This is a genomic window from Caproiciproducens sp. MSJ-32, from assembly GCF_018918055.1.
GTDB lineage: Bacteria > Bacillota > Clostridia > Clostridiales > Clostridiaceae > Clostridium.
The window spans coordinates 1-19,370 of record NZ_JAHLPS010000067.1; the positions used below are offsets into that span (position 1 = coordinate 1).

18 protein-coding genes are annotated in these 19,370 nt (G+C 26.2%); 4 read left to right on the forward strand and 14 right to left on the reverse strand.

Translation table 11 applies throughout. The features are described 5' to 3' along the window. Positions 1 to 485: 485 nt before the first annotated feature. From KQI16_RS07820 to KQI16_RS07850, 7 genes are all read right to left on the reverse strand, one after another. Complete coding sequence (locus KQI16_RS07820; RefSeq protein ID WP_216433358.1) at positions 486 to 1,382, reverse strand: DUF368 domain-containing protein; 897 nt, start codon at positions 1,380 to 1,382, stop codon at positions 486 to 488. A 102-nt stretch (positions 1,383 to 1,484) separates the two neighbouring features. Further along, positions 1,485 to 2,027 (reverse strand): nitroreductase family protein, encoded by a 543-nt coding sequence (locus KQI16_RS07825; RefSeq protein ID WP_216433360.1) that lies wholly within the window; start codon positions 2,025 to 2,027, stop codon positions 1,485 to 1,487. Positions 2,028 to 2,059: 32 nt separating this feature from the next. After that, entirely contained in the window at positions 2,060 to 2,566 is a 507-nt protein-coding gene (locus tag KQI16_RS07830; RefSeq protein WP_216433362.1) for a GNAT family N-acetyltransferase, read from the reverse strand. Between the two features lie 73 nt (positions 2,567 to 2,639). After that, the gene (locus KQI16_RS07835) at positions 2,640 to 3,767 is read right to left on the reverse strand and encodes a DUF1648 domain-containing protein (RefSeq protein WP_216433363.1); all 1,128 of its coding nucleotides are present in this window, start codon (positions 3,765 to 3,767) and stop codon (positions 2,640 to 2,642) included. A gap of 1 nt (position 3,768) precedes the next feature. Continuing rightward, on the reverse strand, positions 3,769 to 4,158 hold the full coding sequence (locus KQI16_RS07840; protein WP_216433365.1) for a GntR family transcriptional regulator: 390 nt from the start codon (positions 4,156 to 4,158) through the stop codon (positions 3,769 to 3,771). 115 nt (positions 4,159 to 4,273) lie between these two features. Continuing rightward, entirely contained in the window at positions 4,274 to 5,863 is a 1,590-nt protein-coding gene (locus tag KQI16_RS07845; RefSeq protein ID WP_216433367.1) for a putative ABC transporter permease subunit, read from the reverse strand. Continuing rightward, complete coding sequence (locus tag KQI16_RS07850; RefSeq protein WP_216433369.1) at positions 5,856 to 6,569, reverse strand: ABC transporter ATP-binding protein; 714 nt, start codon at positions 6,567 to 6,569, stop codon at positions 5,856 to 5,858. Before KQI16_RS07850 ends, KQI16_RS07845 begins: the two co-directional genes overlap by 8 nt. 252 nt (positions 6,570 to 6,821) lie before the next feature. Here KQI16_RS07850 and KQI16_RS07855 point away from each other — a divergent pair, with 252 nt between their 5' ends. The 3 genes from KQI16_RS07855 (at position 6,822) to KQI16_RS07865 (ending at position 8,057) form a co-directional block, all read left to right on the forward strand. Further along, positions 6,822 to 7,448: an ECF transporter S component gene (locus tag KQI16_RS07855; protein WP_216433372.1), complete on the forward strand. Its 627-nt coding sequence runs from the start codon at positions 6,822 to 6,824 to the stop codon at positions 7,446 to 7,448. Between the two features lie 210 nt (positions 7,449 to 7,658). Then, positions 7,659 to 7,835, forward strand: coding sequence for an alpha/beta-type small acid-soluble spore protein (locus tag KQI16_RS07860; RefSeq protein WP_216433374.1), 177 nt, complete (start codon positions 7,659 to 7,661; stop codon positions 7,833 to 7,835). 45 nt (positions 7,836 to 7,880) lie between these two features. Next, the gene (locus KQI16_RS07865) at positions 7,881 to 8,057 is read left to right on the forward strand and encodes an alpha/beta-type small acid-soluble spore protein (RefSeq protein WP_216433376.1); all 177 of its coding nucleotides are present in this window, start codon (positions 7,881 to 7,883) and stop codon (positions 8,055 to 8,057) included. 128 nt (positions 8,058 to 8,185) lie between these two features. Here the strand turns inward: KQI16_RS07865 and clpB are convergent, their stop codons facing one another. Further along, entirely contained in the window at positions 8,186 to 10,786 is a 2,601-nt protein-coding gene (clpB, locus tag KQI16_RS07870; protein ID WP_216433377.1) for an ATP-dependent chaperone ClpB, read from the reverse strand. Positions 10,787 to 10,962: 176 nt separating this feature from the next. On the opposite strand from clpB, the gene KQI16_RS07875 reads away from it, so the two are divergent. Next, the gene (locus KQI16_RS07875; RefSeq protein WP_216433379.1) at positions 10,963 to 13,029 is read left to right on the forward strand and encodes a helix-turn-helix domain-containing protein; all 2,067 of its coding nucleotides are present in this window, start codon (positions 10,963 to 10,965) and stop codon (positions 13,027 to 13,029) included. A gap of 397 nt (positions 13,030 to 13,426) precedes the next feature. Here the strand turns inward: KQI16_RS07875 and KQI16_RS07880 are convergent, their stop codons facing one another. The 6 genes from KQI16_RS07880 to KQI16_RS07905 all read right to left on the reverse strand — a co-directional run bounded on the left by KQI16_RS07880 (position 13,427) and on the right by KQI16_RS07905 (position 19,319). Next, positions 13,427 to 14,683: a helix-turn-helix domain-containing protein gene (locus KQI16_RS07880; RefSeq protein ID WP_216433380.1), complete on the reverse strand. Its 1,257-nt coding sequence runs from the start codon at positions 14,681 to 14,683 to the stop codon at positions 13,427 to 13,429. 18 nt (positions 14,684 to 14,701) lie between these two features. After that, complete coding sequence (locus KQI16_RS07885; RefSeq protein WP_216433382.1) at positions 14,702 to 16,003, reverse strand: helix-turn-helix domain-containing protein; 1,302 nt, start codon at positions 16,001 to 16,003, stop codon at positions 14,702 to 14,704. Between the two features lie 272 nt (positions 16,004 to 16,275). Next, on the reverse strand, positions 16,276 to 16,446 hold the full coding sequence (locus tag KQI16_RS07890; protein WP_286172981.1) for a YtxH domain-containing protein: 171 nt from the start codon (positions 16,444 to 16,446) through the stop codon (positions 16,276 to 16,278). A 92-nt stretch (positions 16,447 to 16,538) separates the two neighbouring features. Further along, the gene (locus KQI16_RS07895) at positions 16,539 to 17,441 is read right to left on the reverse strand and encodes a ribonuclease H1 domain-containing protein (protein WP_216433384.1); all 903 of its coding nucleotides are present in this window, start codon (positions 17,439 to 17,441) and stop codon (positions 16,539 to 16,541) included. A gap of 45 nt (positions 17,442 to 17,486) precedes the next feature. Further along, positions 17,487 to 18,455, reverse strand: a complete 969-nt coding sequence (locus KQI16_RS07900; RefSeq protein WP_216433386.1) for a YkvA family protein — start codon at positions 18,453 to 18,455, stop codon at positions 17,487 to 17,489. A gap of 177 nt (positions 18,456 to 18,632) precedes the next feature. Next, a complete protein-coding gene (locus KQI16_RS07905) occupies positions 18,633 to 19,319 on the reverse strand; it encodes an N-acetylmuramoyl-L-alanine amidase family protein (RefSeq protein ID WP_119865947.1) in 687 nt (228 codons plus the stop codon). Positions 19,320 to 19,370 lie beyond the last annotated feature (51 nt).

A 19,370-nucleotide genomic window follows, 5' to 3' on the forward strand; every position in this document is an offset into this window, starting at 1 on the left:
CCATTTTTTGTTTAAAACAAGCTTTCTAAATCAATTTTTTTAAATTTTAAAGAAAAACTGAACAATATTGTGTAATTATACATGTAGCTACGCTATTTTTTCATATTTACTTTACACAATCATATATTTCATTTTAATTTTATATTTAATCTTATTTTTTATCAAGTTATAAATCTGCAAGAAATCTTGAATTTTCTATTTGTAATATTATCTTAATATTTATTGTAGTATTTTATAAAATTATTTTTGTCATAAAGTTCCTCACATAAAATTTAGTTTAATAAAAATAATAATAAAGTAATAATTTTTTTAATTTATAACAACATAGGAGGAATAAAACTATGGGAAAACATGATGATTCTTCTACAAATCAAGGAAAAAATCGTAAAAAAGAAAACAGTTCTGGAACTAAAGGGGTAAAGAAAAATAAAGAAAAGTAAATATAAAAAGGTGTTCCAAAACAATAATTTGAAACACCTTTTTCTTTAATTATTTTTCTTTTCTAATCTTTCTTTTAATTTTTCAAGTCCAAATATCAAGGCCCCGCCTATTAAAAAAAATAAAATACTAAAATTGCTAAAATTCATGGGATCTAATGGCACTGAAATAGTAGTTGGTCCCATAATTACTGGATAAATAGAACCAATCATCAAACCCAAAATAGCGTATATTGTTTTTGACCTATGCTTTTCTAAAACATACTTTAATAATCTTATTGTTGATACTATTCCTGTAATGATACCTAAAGCAAAGACAACTAAAATAGGCATATAACTAAAATCTAAAGATATAAATTCTTTAATAGCAGCAATTATAGGTCCATAAAGACCAAAAATTAATAATAAAGTTGATCCTGAAATTCCTGGTAAAACCATAGCGCATATTGCAATTGCTCCACAAACAAAAGTATATATTGCTAATCCAATATTTAAGTTACTTATAGATAAATCCATTCCACCCTTATTACTTGTTGGATTAAAGTAAGCAATTGCAGCTACAACTATTATTCCAAGTATAGTAAAAATTATATTTTTATATTTTCCTATTATATTATTCTTTTCTTCTTTAAAAACTATAGGAATTGAAAATAATATAAAACCAATAAATAAGGAACTTATTTTATAAATGTGAGTTTCAAAAACTGAAGCAATGAATAGTACAGATAGTAGAAATCCTATAACCCATCCAATTCCTATTTTAATTAAAAATTTTATTGCTTCTTTTTTATTTTCTTTAGTGCTGCTTATAGACATTAACGAATTTAAAGAATTAATAAATTTATCATAAAATCCTAGTATAAAAGCTATAGTACCTCCAGATACCCCTGGAACACTATCTGCCATAGCCATACAAAAACCTCTTATAAAATTTATTATGTACATTTCTCTTTTCTCCTAACCTTGTTATTTTTCAAATAAAGCTATAAAATAAATTATATTATATTTTTTTGATAAACAATTATCAACCATTAATTGTAAAAGTAATTAGTTTTTACCAGTAATTATTCCTTCAAAAGAATTATAATAAACTGTTTTATTAATTTCATAGCGTTTTTCATGAAGTGGATTTGGCTTAGAATCTTCACTTGGATATCCCATTGGAAGAATTGCTACTGGAACAAGGTATTCTGGTAATTCAAATTTCTCCTTTATAGCTTCTGGATCAAAGTGTCCTACCCAAGTTGTTCCTAATCCTAATTCAGCAGCTTGGAGCATCATATGGGTTGTTACAATACTTGCATCTACTTCTCCCATTTCCTTCTTATCATAAGACCTCTTCCAACTTACTGTAGAATCATAACAAATTAATAAAGCCAAAGGAGCATCAAAATGATATCTAGTACATAATTTTAGTTTTTCTAAATTCTCTTCACTATTAATAACAAGAATTCTTTGAGGCTGAAAATTTACAGCAGTTGGTGCAAGTCTTCCTGCCTCTAAAATCATGTCTAACTTTTCCTTTTCCACTTTCTTATCACTAAACTTTCTAACAGAATATCTCTCTTTTGCAAGCTTTAAAAAATCCAAAATACATCCCTCCTACTTTAACTAATTTTACCTTAAAAATCTTCATTCTTCAATTTTTCTAAGACTTCTCCTGAAAGCCTGTAATTTGTCCATTCTTCCATTCTTATAGCTCCCATTGATGCATAAAAATTTCTTGCTGCTTCATTCCAATCAAGACAAGTCCATTCAATTCTTTGACAATTTTCTTCTTTGGCAATTTTTCCTAAAACCTTAAAAATTTCTCTTCCAAAACCTCTACTTCTAAATTCCTTTTTTATAAAAATATCTTCTATATAAAGTCCTGGAGCACAATTAAAGGTTGAAAAATTATAAAAGAATACCACATAGCCAACAGCTAGGCCATTATATTCAGGAATAAGAATTTCTGCTCTTTTTTTCTCAAAAATAGATTTTCTCAAAATTTCCTCTGTTCCAACAACTTCATGAAGAAGTTGTTCATATTCAGCCATTTCCTTAATCAATAAATATACTAAACCTATATCCTTTTCTTCAGCTTTTCTTAATATAAAATTTTCAATATTAGTAGTATAATACTCCATATATTCTTCCCCCTTAATTTCTAACTAATACTTATTCCTATAGAATATAAATATTTTCAATATACTTTTCTTATTAAATTCCTAATATAGCCATTACTATTATTAAAATAAATATTATTAATAAAGGAGCTACCATTATTGCCATGCCTATAGGATTACCTAAATTTACATCCCATCCAATACCTATTCTCTTTTCTATGAATATACTAGGATCATTCTTATTATAATAAAAATTTCCTAATATCCAGTACTTATCGTCATCTCTATAAATTTCTTTTTCATTATTACTAACTTTAATATTTTTTCCGCCTTGACCAATTTTGTAACTTACTATAGAAAAAATTATTAGGGTTACAAATATAATAGATAATAGCACTCCACTAATGATATTTATATTCCAAGCGTAAATTGTACATAACTGAATAAAAGAAAATAAAACAATGATTTTCAGGGCAATAATAAATAAAAATATTGAATTATATTTTTTGAATATCTTTCTTTGTTCCCTTATTTCACTTATACTTCCACTATTAATATCTGTTTTACCATTAATAGCAAATTTATTGATTACCATAAAAAGTAATATCATTAAAACTTGAATTATTGGAAGTAATATTAAATAAATAAATCCAGAAAAACTACTTTTTACTACAAAACTATCTGGAATTCCTTCTCCATTATAATGTGTAGGAAAAACTTCAGGTATAATATCATAGGAAAGAAAAGTTATAACTAATGTAATAATAGGTAATATTATTAAAAATAAAAAATCTCTATTTTTTATTCCCCTTAGTTCCTTTTTATTCTTGGGCTTTCTTATAGAAGTATCCACCACTACTATATTTTTCCCTAACTTATCCCACTTTTTTTCTTTCTTTAGATCTAACATTCTTTTCCAAAAAATAAGTAAGGGTAAATTGGTTAAAACTATCAAAAATAAGATTAATGAAATAAAAATATATACTTTAAAATATAAATATAACAAAAAGTTAATAATAAATATAGTTGGTAAAATTGATAATATATATATTTTTTTATATTCCTTTTCTAATTTTTTAATATCTTCATCATTTTTAAATTCTTCAGGAACTCTTACTCCAAATATTATTCCATTGTTAGAAAATTTATTAACAAATAAACCTTGAAAGAAAGATATTATGCTTAGAAATACCATTACAATATAAATAATTATCATATCCATATTATTTATTCTCCTTATTTATAAATTCCTCATAAATATTATCTATCTTCTTTTTCACTTCCTCAATACTTATATTTCTATTAATACATTGTGCAATATAAAAATATAGATTTTCATTAAATTCATTATTAAACTTTTCTGTTGATATATCTAAATTTAATGATACTATTGCTCCTTTTCTTCTATCAATTTTAATATAACCTTCCTCTTTAAGAATATTATAGGATTTATTTACTGTATGCATATTAACTCCAATATCTTCTGCTAATGACCTAACGGAAGGAAGTTCTTCTCCTAATTCAATTTCTCCTTTTGCAATTCCCTCAATTACCTGATTTTTAATTTGCACATATATTGGAGTTTCTGAGTGAAAGTCTATTTTTAAAATCAAATTTAAACACCTCCCTTTTTTCATTATACAAGGGCACAGTTCATAGTTAAGACTAAATTATTTCCTCAACTATGAACTGTGAACTTTACACTAATAAAATTACTTTCGCAAAATACTATATTTTTTTAAATAATTTTACTCCTACTGTATTTAGAATTATCAATAATACACTAAGTACTATTAGCAAATAAATTACAACTAATATCATAAATAAATTAATATTAGTAATATTTCCTTTTATAAATACAAATATTGGTACTGCAACAATAAATGCTGATAAAAGCATTTGTACAAAAACACTAGTACTTTGTTTTACTACTGTAGTTTCCGATGTCCATTCTAATTTAGGAAAATATAAATTCACTATAAGTCCAAGTATTGCTGTCACAAAAGAATAAATGATAGTTATTATTAATAAAAATATTAAATTTGCAAGTGAAAATTTTAAGGAAATATAAAAAATTAAATTACTTATTAAAGCAGCAGGCAATATTAATAATATATTTAATGCTATTTTTCCTTTAAAAATTTCCTTCTCAACAATTGGTGTTGACTTTAATATCCATAAATTCTTTCCTTCTAAAGAAATTGATGAACTGCTAGTGCAGGACATTGATAAGGATCCACATACAATTGCTGCGATAAATAAAGGTATCAGTTGATCACTAAATTCAAGTTCTGCTATAGTATAAATTGCTTCTTTTCCAAAAATAATTGTTGCTATGGCAGCAATTAATAATAAAATTGGGCCTATTATTGTATTTAAAAGATAAATTGGTGTTGAAAAATATCTTCTTGCTTCCTTTTTCAATAATGCGGCTGTTTTAGAAGAACTAGTTATTTTTCCTAATTTATAATCTGATCTTCTATATGTTTCTTCTAATCTTAAGTTTATTTCTTTAAAACTTCTACTAAAGATTACTATAAAGATTGAAAATGCAACTATTGAAATTCCAATAAAAATTGCTAAATCCTTTATATTTAAAACTGTTAGTGCTCTAGTAGCATAAATTAATGGTGGATATATTTTAGAAATTCCCTCTGATATTGATTTACTACTTAATATAATCTTTTGAATTAAATCTCCACTATAAAAAGAAATTAAAATAATTAATAATATTGACCCAAAATTTATAATAAGGTTTTTATATTTCAGCCTTGAAGATATAAAAGAAATTAAAAATGCTATTATTGAAGATAACACTATCGGTATTAAAGGAAGAAATATAAACACTACAGCTAAATAAAGAAAATATAAACTTGAATTTTCTGCCTTAATAAAATATACAATAGCCTGAGGTAGAAAAGTGAATATCAATACAAAATAATTCATAATTAACAAATTAAGCATTTTAGTTATTAAAATAATATTAGGCTTTATAGGCATACTCATAAGCAAATAATAATCCTTAGAAGAAAAAAGTAAACCTTGAGCCTTATATATTGAAGTAAAAATAATAATAATAACACTAAGAATAAAAGACATTGTTATCTGCAAATCTAACATTCCTACAGCCTTTAAAGCATCAGCCATAAAATAAGAATTAATTGAAGCAGAAAAAGCTAATGATAAAAAGGAAATTAGTATTAAAATAAAAATTGATATACTTCTAAATCTTTCCTTTTTTGATTTCTCTTTTAATAATTTATTAATTCCTGTAGAATTAATAAAAGTTGTTTTAAATAATATATATAATTTATTCATTATCTATCAACTCCATAAAAATATCTTCTAATGAACTATTTCCCTTTACCTCATCCATTTTTCCTTCTGCTACTATTTTTCCAGTCTTAATTATAGCTACCTTATCACAAATTTTTTCCGCTACCTCTAATACATGAGTTGAAAAGAATATTGCAGTTCCTTCCTTACACAATTTCTTCATTTCTTCCTTTAATAAATGAGATGCCTTTGGATCTAATCCAACAAAGGGCTCATCTAATATTAATAACTTTGGTTTATGAATTAATGCTGATATTAAGACTAATTTTTGCTTCATACCATGGGAATAAGATGAAATTAAATCCCCTAAAGCAGGTAATATTTCAAATTTTTCTGCATAAAATTTAATTAATCTTTCACGTTCTTCCCTTGAAACTTCATAAATATCAGCTATAAAATTTAAATATTGAATTCCTGTAAGATAATTATAAATATCAGGATTATCAGGTATATAAGCAATTTTTCTTTTACATCCTATCGGATCATCCTTAATTGAAACTCCATCTATAAGTATTTCTCCCTCTTCAAACTCTAAAATTCCTACTATAGCCTTTATCGTGGTAGTTTTCCCAGCTCCATTATGACCAATAAATGCAAATATCTCACCCTTATTTAATTTTATAGAAATATTATCTACAGCCTTTTTTCCATTCTTATATGATTTTGAAAAATTTTTAATTTCTAACATAACAATCTCCTTTCTATTTGTTATATATATACTATAATAAATAGAATAATATTACAAGTATTTCAACTTATAATTTTTTGAAAATTTTAATTATTAGAACTTATTTTTGGTAAGTATTTTTATCTTTACAGTTCTATCTTATATGATAAAATAAAAAAAGAACGGTCGGTATTCTTATGAAACCGAACCAAAGTAAAATATTTCTTTTTTGCCGAATTATATCCATTATGGAATGAGAACGGAGGGATTGTTATGTTAAATGAAAGGGGATTAGGAAATTCTCGCGAACACATAAGAAAAATGGTAGTTATTTCTATGCTATCAGGTATAAGTATTTTTTTAGGATTAACTGGACTTGGTTTTATACCTCTTCCACTATTTAAGTTAACAATACTTCATTTACCTGTAATTATTGGAGCTATAATCGAAGGTCCTGTTGTTGGAGCTTCAATTGGATTTATTTTTGGTCTGTTTTCTATTTATCAAAATATAACAGCACCAACAGTAATGTCTCCATTTTTCTATAATCCAATAGTTTCAATACTACCAAGAGTATTTATAGCTATCACAGCTTATTATACTTATAATTTCTTAAAGACAAAATTAAAGAATTTAAAGCTATCTATTGGAATAGCTTCTATTATTGGTTCCTTAACAAATACAGTAGGTGTACTTGGTTCAATATATCTATTATATTTTAAAAGTTATTCCGATATTCTAATTGCTAATGGAACCATAACTTCTAGTTCGAGAAGCAGTGTTGCTTTAGCTTTATTATCAATAGTAACTACCAATGGACTAGCAGAAGCTATATTATCTGCACTAATTTGTACAGCAGTTGTAATTTCAGTTTTTAAAATGCAAAAAAGAAATAAATAAATTTAGAATTCTAGGTTGTTTGAATTTTTTTCAAACAACCTTTTATAGTTTGTACCATTTTATTCATCTTATTAACTCTTTTTCCTATTATGGCTTTATTTTAATAGTTTATTATGTGTAAAAATACATAATCTATTAGTGCAAAGTAAAACTTGACTTTGCAAAACAATATACAAGCTTCATATGAAGCAAGTAAAGGAGGAATTAAAAATGGCAAACAGAAACAAAAAAAATCCGGGACTTCAAAATTTAAAAAACCAAGTTTCTTCTGAATTTGGAGTACAATTCGGAGAATACAACGGAGACTTAACTGCTAGACAATGCGGAAGCGTTGGCGGCGAAATGGTTAAGAGAATGATAGAATCTTACACAGGAAAAAATCAATAAACTAACTAAAGCCAAAGCTTCTAAAGTTTAAAGGAGGAATTAATTATGGCAACAAAAAATAAAAAGAATCCAACTCTACAAAATTTAAAAAATCAAGTTGCTTCTGAATTTGGAGTACAATTCGGAGAATATAGTGGAGACTTAACTGCTAGACAATGCGGAAGCGTTGGCGGCGAAATGGTTAAAAAAATGATAGAAAACTACAAAGGAACAACTAGGTAGAAAAACTACTGAGTAAAAATGTTTCTGAGTAGAAATAGCAAAAAAATAGAAAAACTGAATATATAAAAAGAGGAGCTGTTTACACAGCTCCTTTTCAATTTTAAATTGTGATTATTGTTATCTATAAACTACTCTTCCTTTATGATAAATTCTTCACTTTCAAGGTCAATAATCACATTAGATCCATAACCTATTTCTCCCTTTATTATTTTTCTTGCTAAAGAGTTTTCAATTGTATTCTGAATATATCTTCTTAATGGTCTTGCTCCGTATACAGGATCATACCCTTCTCTAGCCATTAAACTTTTAGCTTCTTCAGTAACTTTTAAGCTAATATTCCTATCCTTAAGCCTTTCTGAAACTTCCTCTAGGAAAATATCGATAATTTTCTTAATACCATTTTCTGTTAAAGGCTTAAACATTATAATATCGTCTACTCTATTTAAAAATTCTGGTTTAAATCTTAATTTCATTTCATTCATTACTCTATTTCTTATTTCTTCATCAATACTATCCTCGCCTTTATTTTCTAGAAGGCTGCTGCTTCCGATATTGGAAGTCATAATAATTATAGTGTTTTTAAAATCTACAGTCTTACCTTTATTATCAGTTAGACGACCATCATCTAAAATTTGCAGGAAAATATTAAATACATCATCATGGGCTTTTTCTATTTCATCAAATAGAATAACACTATATGGTTTTCTTCTAACAGCTTCTGTTAATTGTCCTCCTTCATCATATCCAACATATCCTGGAGGAGCTCCAACTAATCTAGAAACTGAATGTTTTTCCATATATTCAGACATATCTATTCTTATTATATTTTCTTCTGTATCGAATAGATTTCTTGCTAAAGTTTTGGCAAGCTCTGTCTTACCAACTCCTGTTGGCCCTAAGAATATAAAGGATCCTATCGGCCTATTTACAGCCTTTAAACCAGCCCTAGCTCTTAAAATAGCATTTGCAACTGAAGTTATTGCTTCTTCTTGGCCAATTACTCTTTTTTTCATTTCTCCTTCTAGTTTTAAAAGTTTTTCTCTTTCCCCTTCTAATAAATTAGATACAGGAATACCAGTCCATTTAGATAATACAAGTGAAATTTCTTCTTCAGTAACTTCTTCCTTTAATAAAGCTCCTTCATAATTTTCCTTTACTTCTTTTTCCTTGGCTTTTATTTCATTTTCTAATTGCGGTATTAAACTATATTGAATTTCAGCCGCCCTATTATAATTATAATTTCTTTGTGCAGCCTCTAATTCTCCCTTAGCATCATCTAATTTCTCCTTTAATTCTTTTAGTGCTAAAATTGATTGTTTTTCTCTTTCAAACTTAGCAGTTAACTCATCATTTTTAGCTTTTAACTCTGCTATATCCTTTTCTAAAGCATTTAATTTTTTAATCGAAGCTTCGTCATGTTCCTTGCTTAAGGCTTCTTTCTCTATTTCTAATTGGAATAGTCTTCTTCTTATATCATCTAACTCTGTTGGAAGAGAATCTATCTCTGTTCTTATCATTGAACCAGCTTCATCTACTAAATCTATTGCCTTATCTGGTAAATATCTATCTTGTATATATCTATTTGATAATTTTACAGCAGCTACTAGGGCTGAATCATGAATTCTAATTCCATGATGAATTTCAAATTTTTCCTTTAAGCCTCTTAAAATTGAAATTGCATCCTCAATTGATGGTTCATCAACTATAACAGGCTGAAATCTTCTTTCTAATGCCTTATCTTTTTCTATGTATTTCCTATATTCATCAAAAGTTGTAGCGCCTATACAATGTAATTCTCCTCTTGCTAAAAGAGGTTTAATTAAATTACCTGCATCCATTGCTCCATCTGTTTTACCAGCACCAACTATGGTATGAATTTCATCTATAAATAATATTATTTTTCCTTCACTGCTTTTTACTTCTTTTAAAACAGCCTTTAATCTTTCTTCAAATTCTCCCCTATACTTAGCTCCAGCTATTAAGGATCCCATATCTAAAGAAAAAATAGTTTTATCTTTTAATCCTTCTGGTACATCTCCCTTAATTATTCTATAAGCTAATCCTTCTACTATTGCTGTTTTACCTACCCCAGGTTCTCCTATCAGCACTGGATTATTTTTTGTTCTTCTAGATAAAATTCTAATAGTTCTCCTTATCTCCTCATCTCTTCCTATAACAGGATCTAACTTATGCTTTCTAGCTAAGTCTGTAAGATTAGTTCCATATTTATTTAAAGCATCGTAAGTTCCTTCTGGATCTTGAGTTTCAACTCTTTGATTTCCCCTTATCTCCTTTAAGGCATTCATAAAGTTCTTTTCTGTTATATTATACTTATCTAATATCCTTCTTATTTCTACATTTTTATTAATATTAATTATTGCCAGCATAACATGTTCAACGCTTATATAAGCATCTTCAAATCTCTTTGCTATATCTTCTGCTTTTACTAATATTTCTTGTATTTCTCTTGTTGCATAAACCCCTGAAGAATTTGCTCCTTCTCCAAGAACCTTTGGCATTTTATTTAATACTTCCTTTAGATCAAACTCAAGTCCTTTTAGGTTAACCTCCATTTTTGTTAATATATTAGGTATTAAGCCATCTTCCTGTTCTACTAAAGCAGTGAACAAATGTATTAATTCAACTTGTTGATGATTATTCCTAACAGCAATTTGACTTGCTTCATTTAATGCTTGCTGAACTCTGATTGTCATCTTATCTATATTCATTTTCTCACCCCTATAAATGAAATCAATTATATTTTATCCTATATTTTTATAATAATACAAAAGTCAAAGAAAGTCAAAGAGTATTTTCTCATATTTTACATTTCATTTTTATAGGATATAATAGTAAAAAAGTGCTCTTTCTATGTAAAGCCTGCACTAAGAAAAGGAGAAGATATATGAGAAGAGAATATATAAACTATCCTGATGATCTTCCTATTAAAATATCTTATTTAAATATAAAAAATTATCCTATTCATTGGCATAATTCTATTCAAATTATTTATGTGCTCAAAGGAAAGATTTCTGTAAATATTGATACAGATTCCTTTGAACTATACGAAAGGGAAATTGAAATTATTAATATAGATGAAGCTCATAGCATTTCCAGCGATACAGACAATGAAGTTTTACTATTTTTTATAGATCCATATTTTTTTGAAAAATACTATAAAGATATTTATAATGTTTTCTTTTATACAGGATCTACAGATGATGGTCCTCAAGAAGGAGAAGAATATTTAATTCTTAAGGAACTATTATCTAAACTTTTGTGTGAAATAGTTCAAAAAATTGAAGATTATGATGAAGAAGTGGAAAGTATTTTAGTAGAGCTTCTTTATCACCTAATTAATAATTTCCATTATCTTACTTATGAAAAAGAAGAATTAAAAGAAAAAACAGAACAGCTTGCAAGATATCATAGAATTTCTAAATATATTTTTAATAATTATGATACAAATATTACACTGCAAGATATTGCTAAAAAAGAATTTTTAAGTCCTGATTATTTATCCCATGAAATCAAATATGCAACTGGTTATAGCTTTACAGATCTAGTTAACTTAACCAGAGTTGAAGAATCAGTAAAATTACTTTTAGACACTGATTTAAGCATATCTGATATTTCAGATGAAGTGGGTTTTTCCCATGTTAGATACCTAAATAAAAATTTTAAAATATACTATAATTGTACTCCTCTTCAATTTAGAAAAAAATATAAACTAACTGAGAAAGAATTTGAAGAAGCTAAAAAATTTAAAGTTTTTGATTTGAAAGATGCTTTAGATCGACTTTCTAATGATTTAGAAGATTATGACAGATTTAATTATGAAAATAAAATATGGACTATTGATATTAATATGGATAACAGCGTAGGAACATTTGATACTGAATATAGGGAAATTATCAACTTAGAAGATGCCTTTGACTTATTATTAGAAGATAATAAAGATATTCTTGAAGAAATACAGGAAGAACTTCACTTCAGCTATGCAAGACTTAATAATATGTTTTGTAATGATATGGGAGTTTTCCCAAAGTCAGATTTTTATAACTGGAATAAGGCTAAAAGTGTTATAGAATTTCTTGATTCTATAGATTTATATCCATTAATATTAATCGATAATCCAAATTTCACTTTAAAAAAATATATTCAGGTTATCCAAAGCTTTTTAGAATATTTTAACGAAATTGATTATATAGATATTTCAAACTTTAAATTTCAATTTACAAATCTAATATCTAAAGAAATAAAAAAGTCCTTAATTGATTTTATAAGTTCAAATTATAATATTAAAATTATTGAAAATGACTTTGTATCCGACAAAAGCTTAAATAAAATATACGATACAATATATATGCTTCCGTTTATCATACACAATACTATTTTTCAAAAAAATTCATTAAACTTTTTAAGGGCCTATGATGTACTAGAAAAAGAAACTAGCTTAACAAATGAAGTCTTTATAGGAGCCCCTGGTATTGTTAATGATATGAATATAAGAAAACCATCTTACTATGCCTATTATTTTTTAAGTAAGCTTGGAGAAAAAATAGTTTTAATAGAAGATGGCTGTATAGTGACAAAAGATGAAGATGGTTACTGCATACTTTTATATTCCTATAATGAAGATATTAATGAACTTAAGGATTATGATGATATTTTTAAAAAAAGAGGTACTAAAAATATCTATAAAAAGCGTATATCTCTAAATATACAAAACATAAAAACTAATTCAAGGATTATTACTTACGAAGTAAGCGAAAGAGTAGGTTCATCCTATAATTATTGGCTATCTATGGGTTCTCCAGATAGATTAAATAAAGAAGAAAAAGAGATTTTACACAAGGCTTCCTTCCCAAAGATAGAATTTAAATATTCAAAGAAAAGTCCGATTTTAAATATTATTACTGAATTAAAGGGTTATTCCGCAAAATTAATATATATTAAAAAAGCAAGATAAGAACAGTTTGGAGTGTGGAGTGTATAGTTTGGAGTGTGGAGTTTGGAGTTATGTTATAGAAGAAATGTACTTATAATTAATATATTTTGATAATTAATATATTTTTGCTTTTAAACAATATTAATAAACCCCTTAACTGTACCTTAAATTAAACCTTTAAATCAATGCTTTCAATTCCTTATATCTATATAATTTAATTAAGAAATTAATTTATAAGGAGTTGTTATTATGAGAGGACTATTCTTTTCTCCTAGAATATTTTATAGATTTTCTATCTTTAATATATTTTCATCAATGTTCAATAGAAATTAATATAATAATTACCCCTAGGGGATATAGTATAAATAAACTATTATCACCTAGGGGTAAATTTATATAATTCTTTAACTTGTACCTTCTAATTAAATTCTTTTATTTTTATAGCTAGTCCAAAATATTTTAAGGATTCTCTAGTTTCTCCTAACTTATAGTACATTTCAGCCATATCTAAATATCTTTCATATTTCTGCTCATTATTAGCAAATTTAAGCAAGGAATCTAAAGACAAATTCATATAAATCTCCGCCTGAGTATACATTTCATGCTTTTGAAGTATCATTCCCTTTAAATAATAAGCTTTTTCTATTTGTACAATATCATCAAGTTCAATTGCATAATTTAAAGCTATATCTATTATCTCAAATGCATATTCATATTCTTCATTATCATATAGTGTTTTAACACAATTATTTAAAAACTTAACATATTCAATTTTACTTTCCTTTGGAAATAACTCTATCCCCTCTTTTATTTCTCTTAATCCTCTTTCTTGTTCCTTTATAGCAAAAAAACATTTTCCATTTTCACCTTTAGCAATTGCTAAAGCCATTTTATTGCCTTCCTTATAAGAATACGAAAGCTTAATATATGTTTCTTTTTCTTCATTATCAAGAAGTATATTGATTCTTGCAAAAGCCTGATATAAATCCCCTTTTTTATTATCATCTTTAATACTATCAATATAATTTATAGCTTCCTTTAAAGAATCATAAGCCTTATCTAAATTATCACTATTTAAATAAGACATTCCTTCCTTATAGCAAATATAGGAATACACATTTTCATCTAACTCTTCTTTCTCCTTAAGTAATGGTTTTATTCTACTATAATAATTAATTGCTTCACTATACTCTTCAGTACTATAAAAGAATTCAGCCATATCAATGTAATAAGTAATAGTATTATCTAAAGAATTATTTTTTTGATATAAATCATAATATTGTGATATTATAGAGTGTATATTTTCAACCTTACCTTTTTCGATATAATAATTGAATAATATATGGGTAAATTCAAAAGCTAAATCTTCATAAGAATATTCCAAAGCATAATTAATATTGTTTTTTAAAGCATCTTCCTTTTCTTCTATTGCATTTTTCTTAATAAATTCTAAATTAGAAATTAATTGCTCCTTAACATCACTTACCAAATAATCATAATCTATATTAAGTTTTTTAGAGACATATTCCAAAATATCTTTATCAGCTTTTATTTTCCCATTTTCAATACAGCTCATTTTAGATACAGATACCTTGTCTCCACATAATTCTTTTAAAGTTACTCCATGATATATTCTAATTCTTTTAATCTTCTCTCCAGTTGATAATATTTCCATTTATCTCCCCCGCCTGGATTAATTCCTAAGGATTCCTATTTCCTTAAAAATATTTATCCCTTCATCTAAATATTTAGCAGCTTCTATATCTCTCTTATTATCTATATAGAATTTTCCTATCATTATTGCTATTTGTCCAGCTTGTTGATTTAAACCATTTGCTTTAGCAATTTCATAGGTATTTAATAATGTATATTCAGCATCTTTTAGCTTATCATTTATCATGTAAATTCTATACCAGAACATATTTATTTCAACTAAATGCTTGAAATCGTCATCCTTTAAATATTGCTTAATTTCATTTAATACTTCTTCACATTTCTTAATATCTTTTATTTTAATATAGTTCTCACACATATTGATTAAAGTAGATATTAATTTTTCATCTTTTTTTCTCATTCTAATTTCTTTAGCAATTTCATAATGCTTAAAGGATTCTTCAATATTTTCAAATTTATAGAATAACTTACCTAAATTATCTTCTATTTCTGAAATATTATTTAATTCTTCTAATTCCTTATATACTTCTAAACTTTTTTGAGAATATTTTATAGCATTGGATAAATCTCCTTTTGCATTATATTCCTCAGATATTAACAATAAGGTTTTAGCATATTCTTCTTTATTATTAACCTGTTCAAATTTACTTTTTGCTAAGAAAGAATAGTCCATGGCTTTTTTTATGTTTTCAGTTCTATAGTAAGATTCAGCCATGTAATAGTAAATTTCTCCTAAAAGAGAATCATCTCCAATATTATTATCTAAGTATACCTTTTCTGCCTGCCTTAAATAACTATTAGCAGAATGATATGCCTTTAGATTTAAAGTTATTTTGCCTAAATTTAGGAAGGTATTTATTATTTCTTCATGATTATTATTTTTAATAAAAATTACATTTGCAGATAAGAAAAATTGCTGTGCTAAAGTAAGTTCTCCTTTAGCCATATATATTCGCGCTCTTAAATATAATATTTTTGCTTTTCTATAATCTAAATTATATTTTTCTACATAATATAAAGCATTTTCAATATATTTTTCTCCAGAAAAATAATCACCTGCTAAAATATAGGCTTCAGCCATTTGTTCATAATAAACACTTATCTTCTCAGCTTGAGTTTCTTCTGACTCCATAAGATACTCAACAGAAGTTTGAAGTTCCTCTGCTAAATACTCTAATAAATCCATAGAAGGATTTGATCTTCCAGATTCAACTAAACTAATTTGTCCAGGTGTAATTCTATCCCCTGCTAGATCTTTAAGAGTCATATTTAATTCTTTTCTTCTTCTTTTTATTTTTTCTCCTAATGCAAGAATCTCCATTAACACTCTTCCTTTTCATTTACATAAATTCTTAATATCTCGATATTTATTTTACATAATTATATCATAATTTTACAGATTTATATAGTTATTCTTACTTTTGTATAAAAATATTAGACTTTTTTTAGTCAAATTTTAATACTAATAAATATATTTTTTTAATATTTATTTAGTTATCTAATTTTTTGCTATAAAAAAACAATTTACAATTAAGAAAAACTATTAAGCTTTCTTATTGTAAATTGTTTTTTTATGTATCTGCATTCAGTTCTTTATTTAATATATCCCATTATTGTATCATAAGCATCTTCAGCCATATGAGCTGCTCTTCTACCCATTTTTTTAATAGTTCTTTGTTTTTTTCTATCTAATTGTGGATACATCATAGCACTTACTGCTGCTCCCAATACTGCACCAGTTACAATAGTTTTCATTGTTTTCATAATATCACCTCATAATAATATTTTTAATTTTTCATATTATTATTATTAGTAATATTATTTTCTTTAACCATTGAAATTATTGGAAGAATATATTAAAGTATTTCTTTAATATATTCTAGTACATTCCTTTGTTTTTCTATTGGTAGTTTTCTAACAAGATCCTCTATCTCTAAAATTATACTCTTCTCTTCTTTTAACTTAACTTCTTCTAATTTATTCTCCTCATTTTTATTTTTTGATTTAACTATAATAATTTTATTTTCTTTACTATTAGTAATGCTTATTAATTCCCTTTTAATATTTTCATTAGCTACATATAGAACATTATTTAATAACCATTTATCCACCACTTTATTTGAACTAATATTTAATTTTTCTTTACATTTTTCATCTGCAAGCTCATTAAATATTTCTCCAGTATGGCTATTTACTTTAACAAAGATTATTTCTATACCTAACTCTTTTAATTCCTTCATTCTGTTATAATATCTAATAGATGATTCCTCTTTTCTTTCCCAAAAACCAGTTGCATGATGAGCAATCCCTTCATAATCATGGAAAATAACAACCTTTTTATCTTTCTTGCTTAAAGCATATTCAACAGCTTTAATTGCAGCTTCTAATTCTCCAGCAATCTGCCTAATATTACTTTGGGAACTATCTTGTGATACATCACTTTCAATATACTCCACCACATTATTTCTAACAGCTACTAAGGCATAAGCATATTTTTTAGAACTTACACTATAACTTCCATCAACGTAAACATGCAAACAATCTTCTGGATAATCATCTATACCTTTTTTAAGAATTTTATTAGCTTCATTCAAAAACTTTTCAGCTTCCTTTATATCTTCAAAACTCTTATACTTTGCTCCCTTAACTCCTTTAACAAATTTTAAACATTCATCCCAGCTATTAACTATTAAATTTTCTATTTTCTTATCATTATCAAAATCATATCCTTCTTTTATAGCATAAACTTTCTTTCCCATAATATCTTCCCCTCTTTATAATGTATATTGTCATTATACATTATTTTAGACCGTTGCAATTTCTTCTATAAATCTATATATCTTTTCTACATTCCTTGCACCAGTTAAATTTACAGCATATTCTACTAAGGTTTTTAAGGCTATAATTATATCATTCTTTCCTTGCCAATTTTCTAATATAACTACCATAGGAACATCATCTATTAATTTATTTAAAGCAAAAATTATAACTCCTATATCATCAATATTTCCTATAAAAGGAATATTATCTGGAATTATATCTGTCGGAAAAGATACATAAGCTATTGCAGCTGAAATTACTAATTTTGTTTTAATTGGAACTCTTTTATCTTTAAGTAATCTATAAATTAAAGCCAGAAAATCAGGTATTATAAACAAGTATTCCTTAAAAGGCTTTATCCTTTTTGGTAATTTATCCTCAAAAATTCTTCTTCCCCTTGTATAGCTATCCTCTAGCTTTTCTACTCCCTTAACATCTTCAGTATCTTCTTCAGCTTCTTCTAATAGCTCTATATCCTCTTTCTTATCCTTCTTTTTTAAAGTTCCATCTACTGATATTTCAATATTATTAGCTTCTACATATAAGATATTTTCATTTACATTTATATTGCTTAGATCAAAATCAACATATGGTACATCCTTTAAAATATATTTTAAATCTATTATTACTTTCCCATCTAAATATTTTATTCCTTTTTCCTCAATAGCCTTTAAAGCAAATTTTAAAGTAGCCTTTCTTATAAAGGACATAATTTTTATTTTGGAAAGCTTAAATTCCACTAATTCTCCCTCAATAATACCATTATCTACCCTTCTTAATTTCACAATTCCTGTAAAATCTACTGTTACTATCTTTTTAAAACTTCCTTTAATTATAACATTCTCATTAATATCTATTTCATAAACTTTTAGTCCATCTACTTTAACAAATTCATTTATAATTCCTAATAAATCTTTCCCTTTTAAACCAATTTTAACTTCTGATATATTCATTTTCCCCTCCAAATTATTTATATTCTATTTAAATTTATATAAGATTTATTTAATCATTAATATTATTATAATGTATTTTTTTAAATAAAAAACTTCAATTTAAAAAAAATATAACGGGGACTAGCCCCGCTATATTATGATATCTAGATTTTCAAATTGTCAACCGTAAATTCTTCCTTACTCTTTAGGATAAGGAACAAGATGAACTCCTTTTATCCCTATTCTTTGTAACCTTTTCATTTCTTCTTCTGCATCTTGGTATTTTTTATAATATCCAACACATACTCTCCAACCTTCTCTTGTTGGAATTTTTCTATTCATTTTAGGTATGTCTAATAGTACTTTATCTACAAATGCTAAGCAAGCCTTAGCAACCATATAACCATACTTTTTACTATCAAAGTTCTTTTCTACTTCTTCATTTGATAAAAATTCAGCTTCTATAATTACAGCCGGCATATTAGTTTCCCTTAATTCAATATAGCTGGCTTCCTTTATCCCTCTATCCTTAGATCTTAAGTTTGCAACAATCTCAGCTTTTATAAGACTTGCCAGTTCTTCTGCCTTGCTTCCTTTTTCATATATAAAAACTTCTGTTCCAGTTACTAAAGGATCAACAAAGGAATTCATATGAAAGCTTATAAAATAATCTGCTCCCCAATCATTTGCTATTTTAGCTCTATCTTTATAACTTAAATAAACATCAGATGCTCTTGTCAGTAAAACTGTTTCACCATTCTTCTCTAATAATCTCATGGCTTCATAGGCAGCTTCTAAATTTATATCTGCTTCTCTTCTATTGTTTTTTCCAACTGCTCCAGCATCACATCCGCCATGACCTGCGTCTAGTACCCACTTTGCCAAGCTTTTTCCTCCTTATTAAAGTGCTATGTAAAATCATATTCCATAATTCAG

Coding starts and splice junctions, on each gene's coding strand:
- KQI16_RS07820 (WP_216433358.1), bottom strand. CDS start 1,382: ATGTACATAATAAATTTTATAAGAGGTTTTTGTATGGCTATGGCAGAT.
- KQI16_RS07830 (WP_216433362.1), bottom strand. CDS start 2,566: ATGGAGTATTATACTACTAATATTGAAAATTTTATATTAAGAAAAGCT.
- KQI16_RS07835 (WP_216433363.1), bottom strand. CDS start 3,767: ATGGATATGATAATTATTTATATTGTAATGGTATTTCTAAGCATAATA.
- KQI16_RS07845 (WP_216433367.1), bottom strand. CDS start 5,863: ATGAATAAATTATATATATTATTTAAAACAACTTTTATTAATTCTACA.
- KQI16_RS07850 (WP_216433369.1), bottom strand. CDS start 6,569: ATGTTAGAAATTAAAAATTTTTCAAAATCATATAAGAATGGAAAAAAG.
- KQI16_RS07855 (WP_216433372.1), top strand. CDS start 6,822: ATGTTAAATGAAAGGGGATTAGGAAATTCTCGCGAACACATAAGAAAA.
- KQI16_RS07860 (WP_216433374.1), top strand. CDS start 7,659: ATGGCAAACAGAAACAAAAAAAATCCGGGACTTCAAAATTTAAAAAAC.
- KQI16_RS07865 (WP_216433376.1), top strand. CDS start 7,881: ATGGCAACAAAAAATAAAAAGAATCCAACTCTACAAAATTTAAAAAAT.
- clpB (WP_216433377.1), bottom strand. CDS start 10,786: ATGAATATAGATAAGATGACAATCAGAGTTCAGCAAGCATTAAATGAA.
- KQI16_RS07875 (WP_216433379.1), top strand. CDS start 10,963: ATGAGAAGAGAATATATAAACTATCCTGATGATCTTCCTATTAAAATA.
- KQI16_RS07880 (WP_216433380.1), bottom strand. CDS start 14,683: ATGGAAATATTATCAACTGGAGAGAAGATTAAAAGAATTAGAATATAT.
- KQI16_RS07885 (WP_216433382.1), bottom strand. CDS start 16,003: ATGGAGATTCTTGCATTAGGAGAAAAAATAAAAAGAAGAAGAAAAGAA.
- KQI16_RS07890 (WP_286172981.1), bottom strand. CDS start 16,446: ATGAAAACAATGAAAACTATTGTAACTGGTGCAGTATTGGGAGCAGCA.
- KQI16_RS07895 (WP_216433384.1), bottom strand. CDS start 17,441: ATGGGAAAGAAAGTTTATGCTATAAAAGAAGGATATGATTTTGATAAT.
- KQI16_RS07900 (WP_216433386.1), bottom strand. CDS start 18,455: ATGAATATATCAGAAGTTAAAATTGGTTTAAAAGGGAAAGATTTATTA.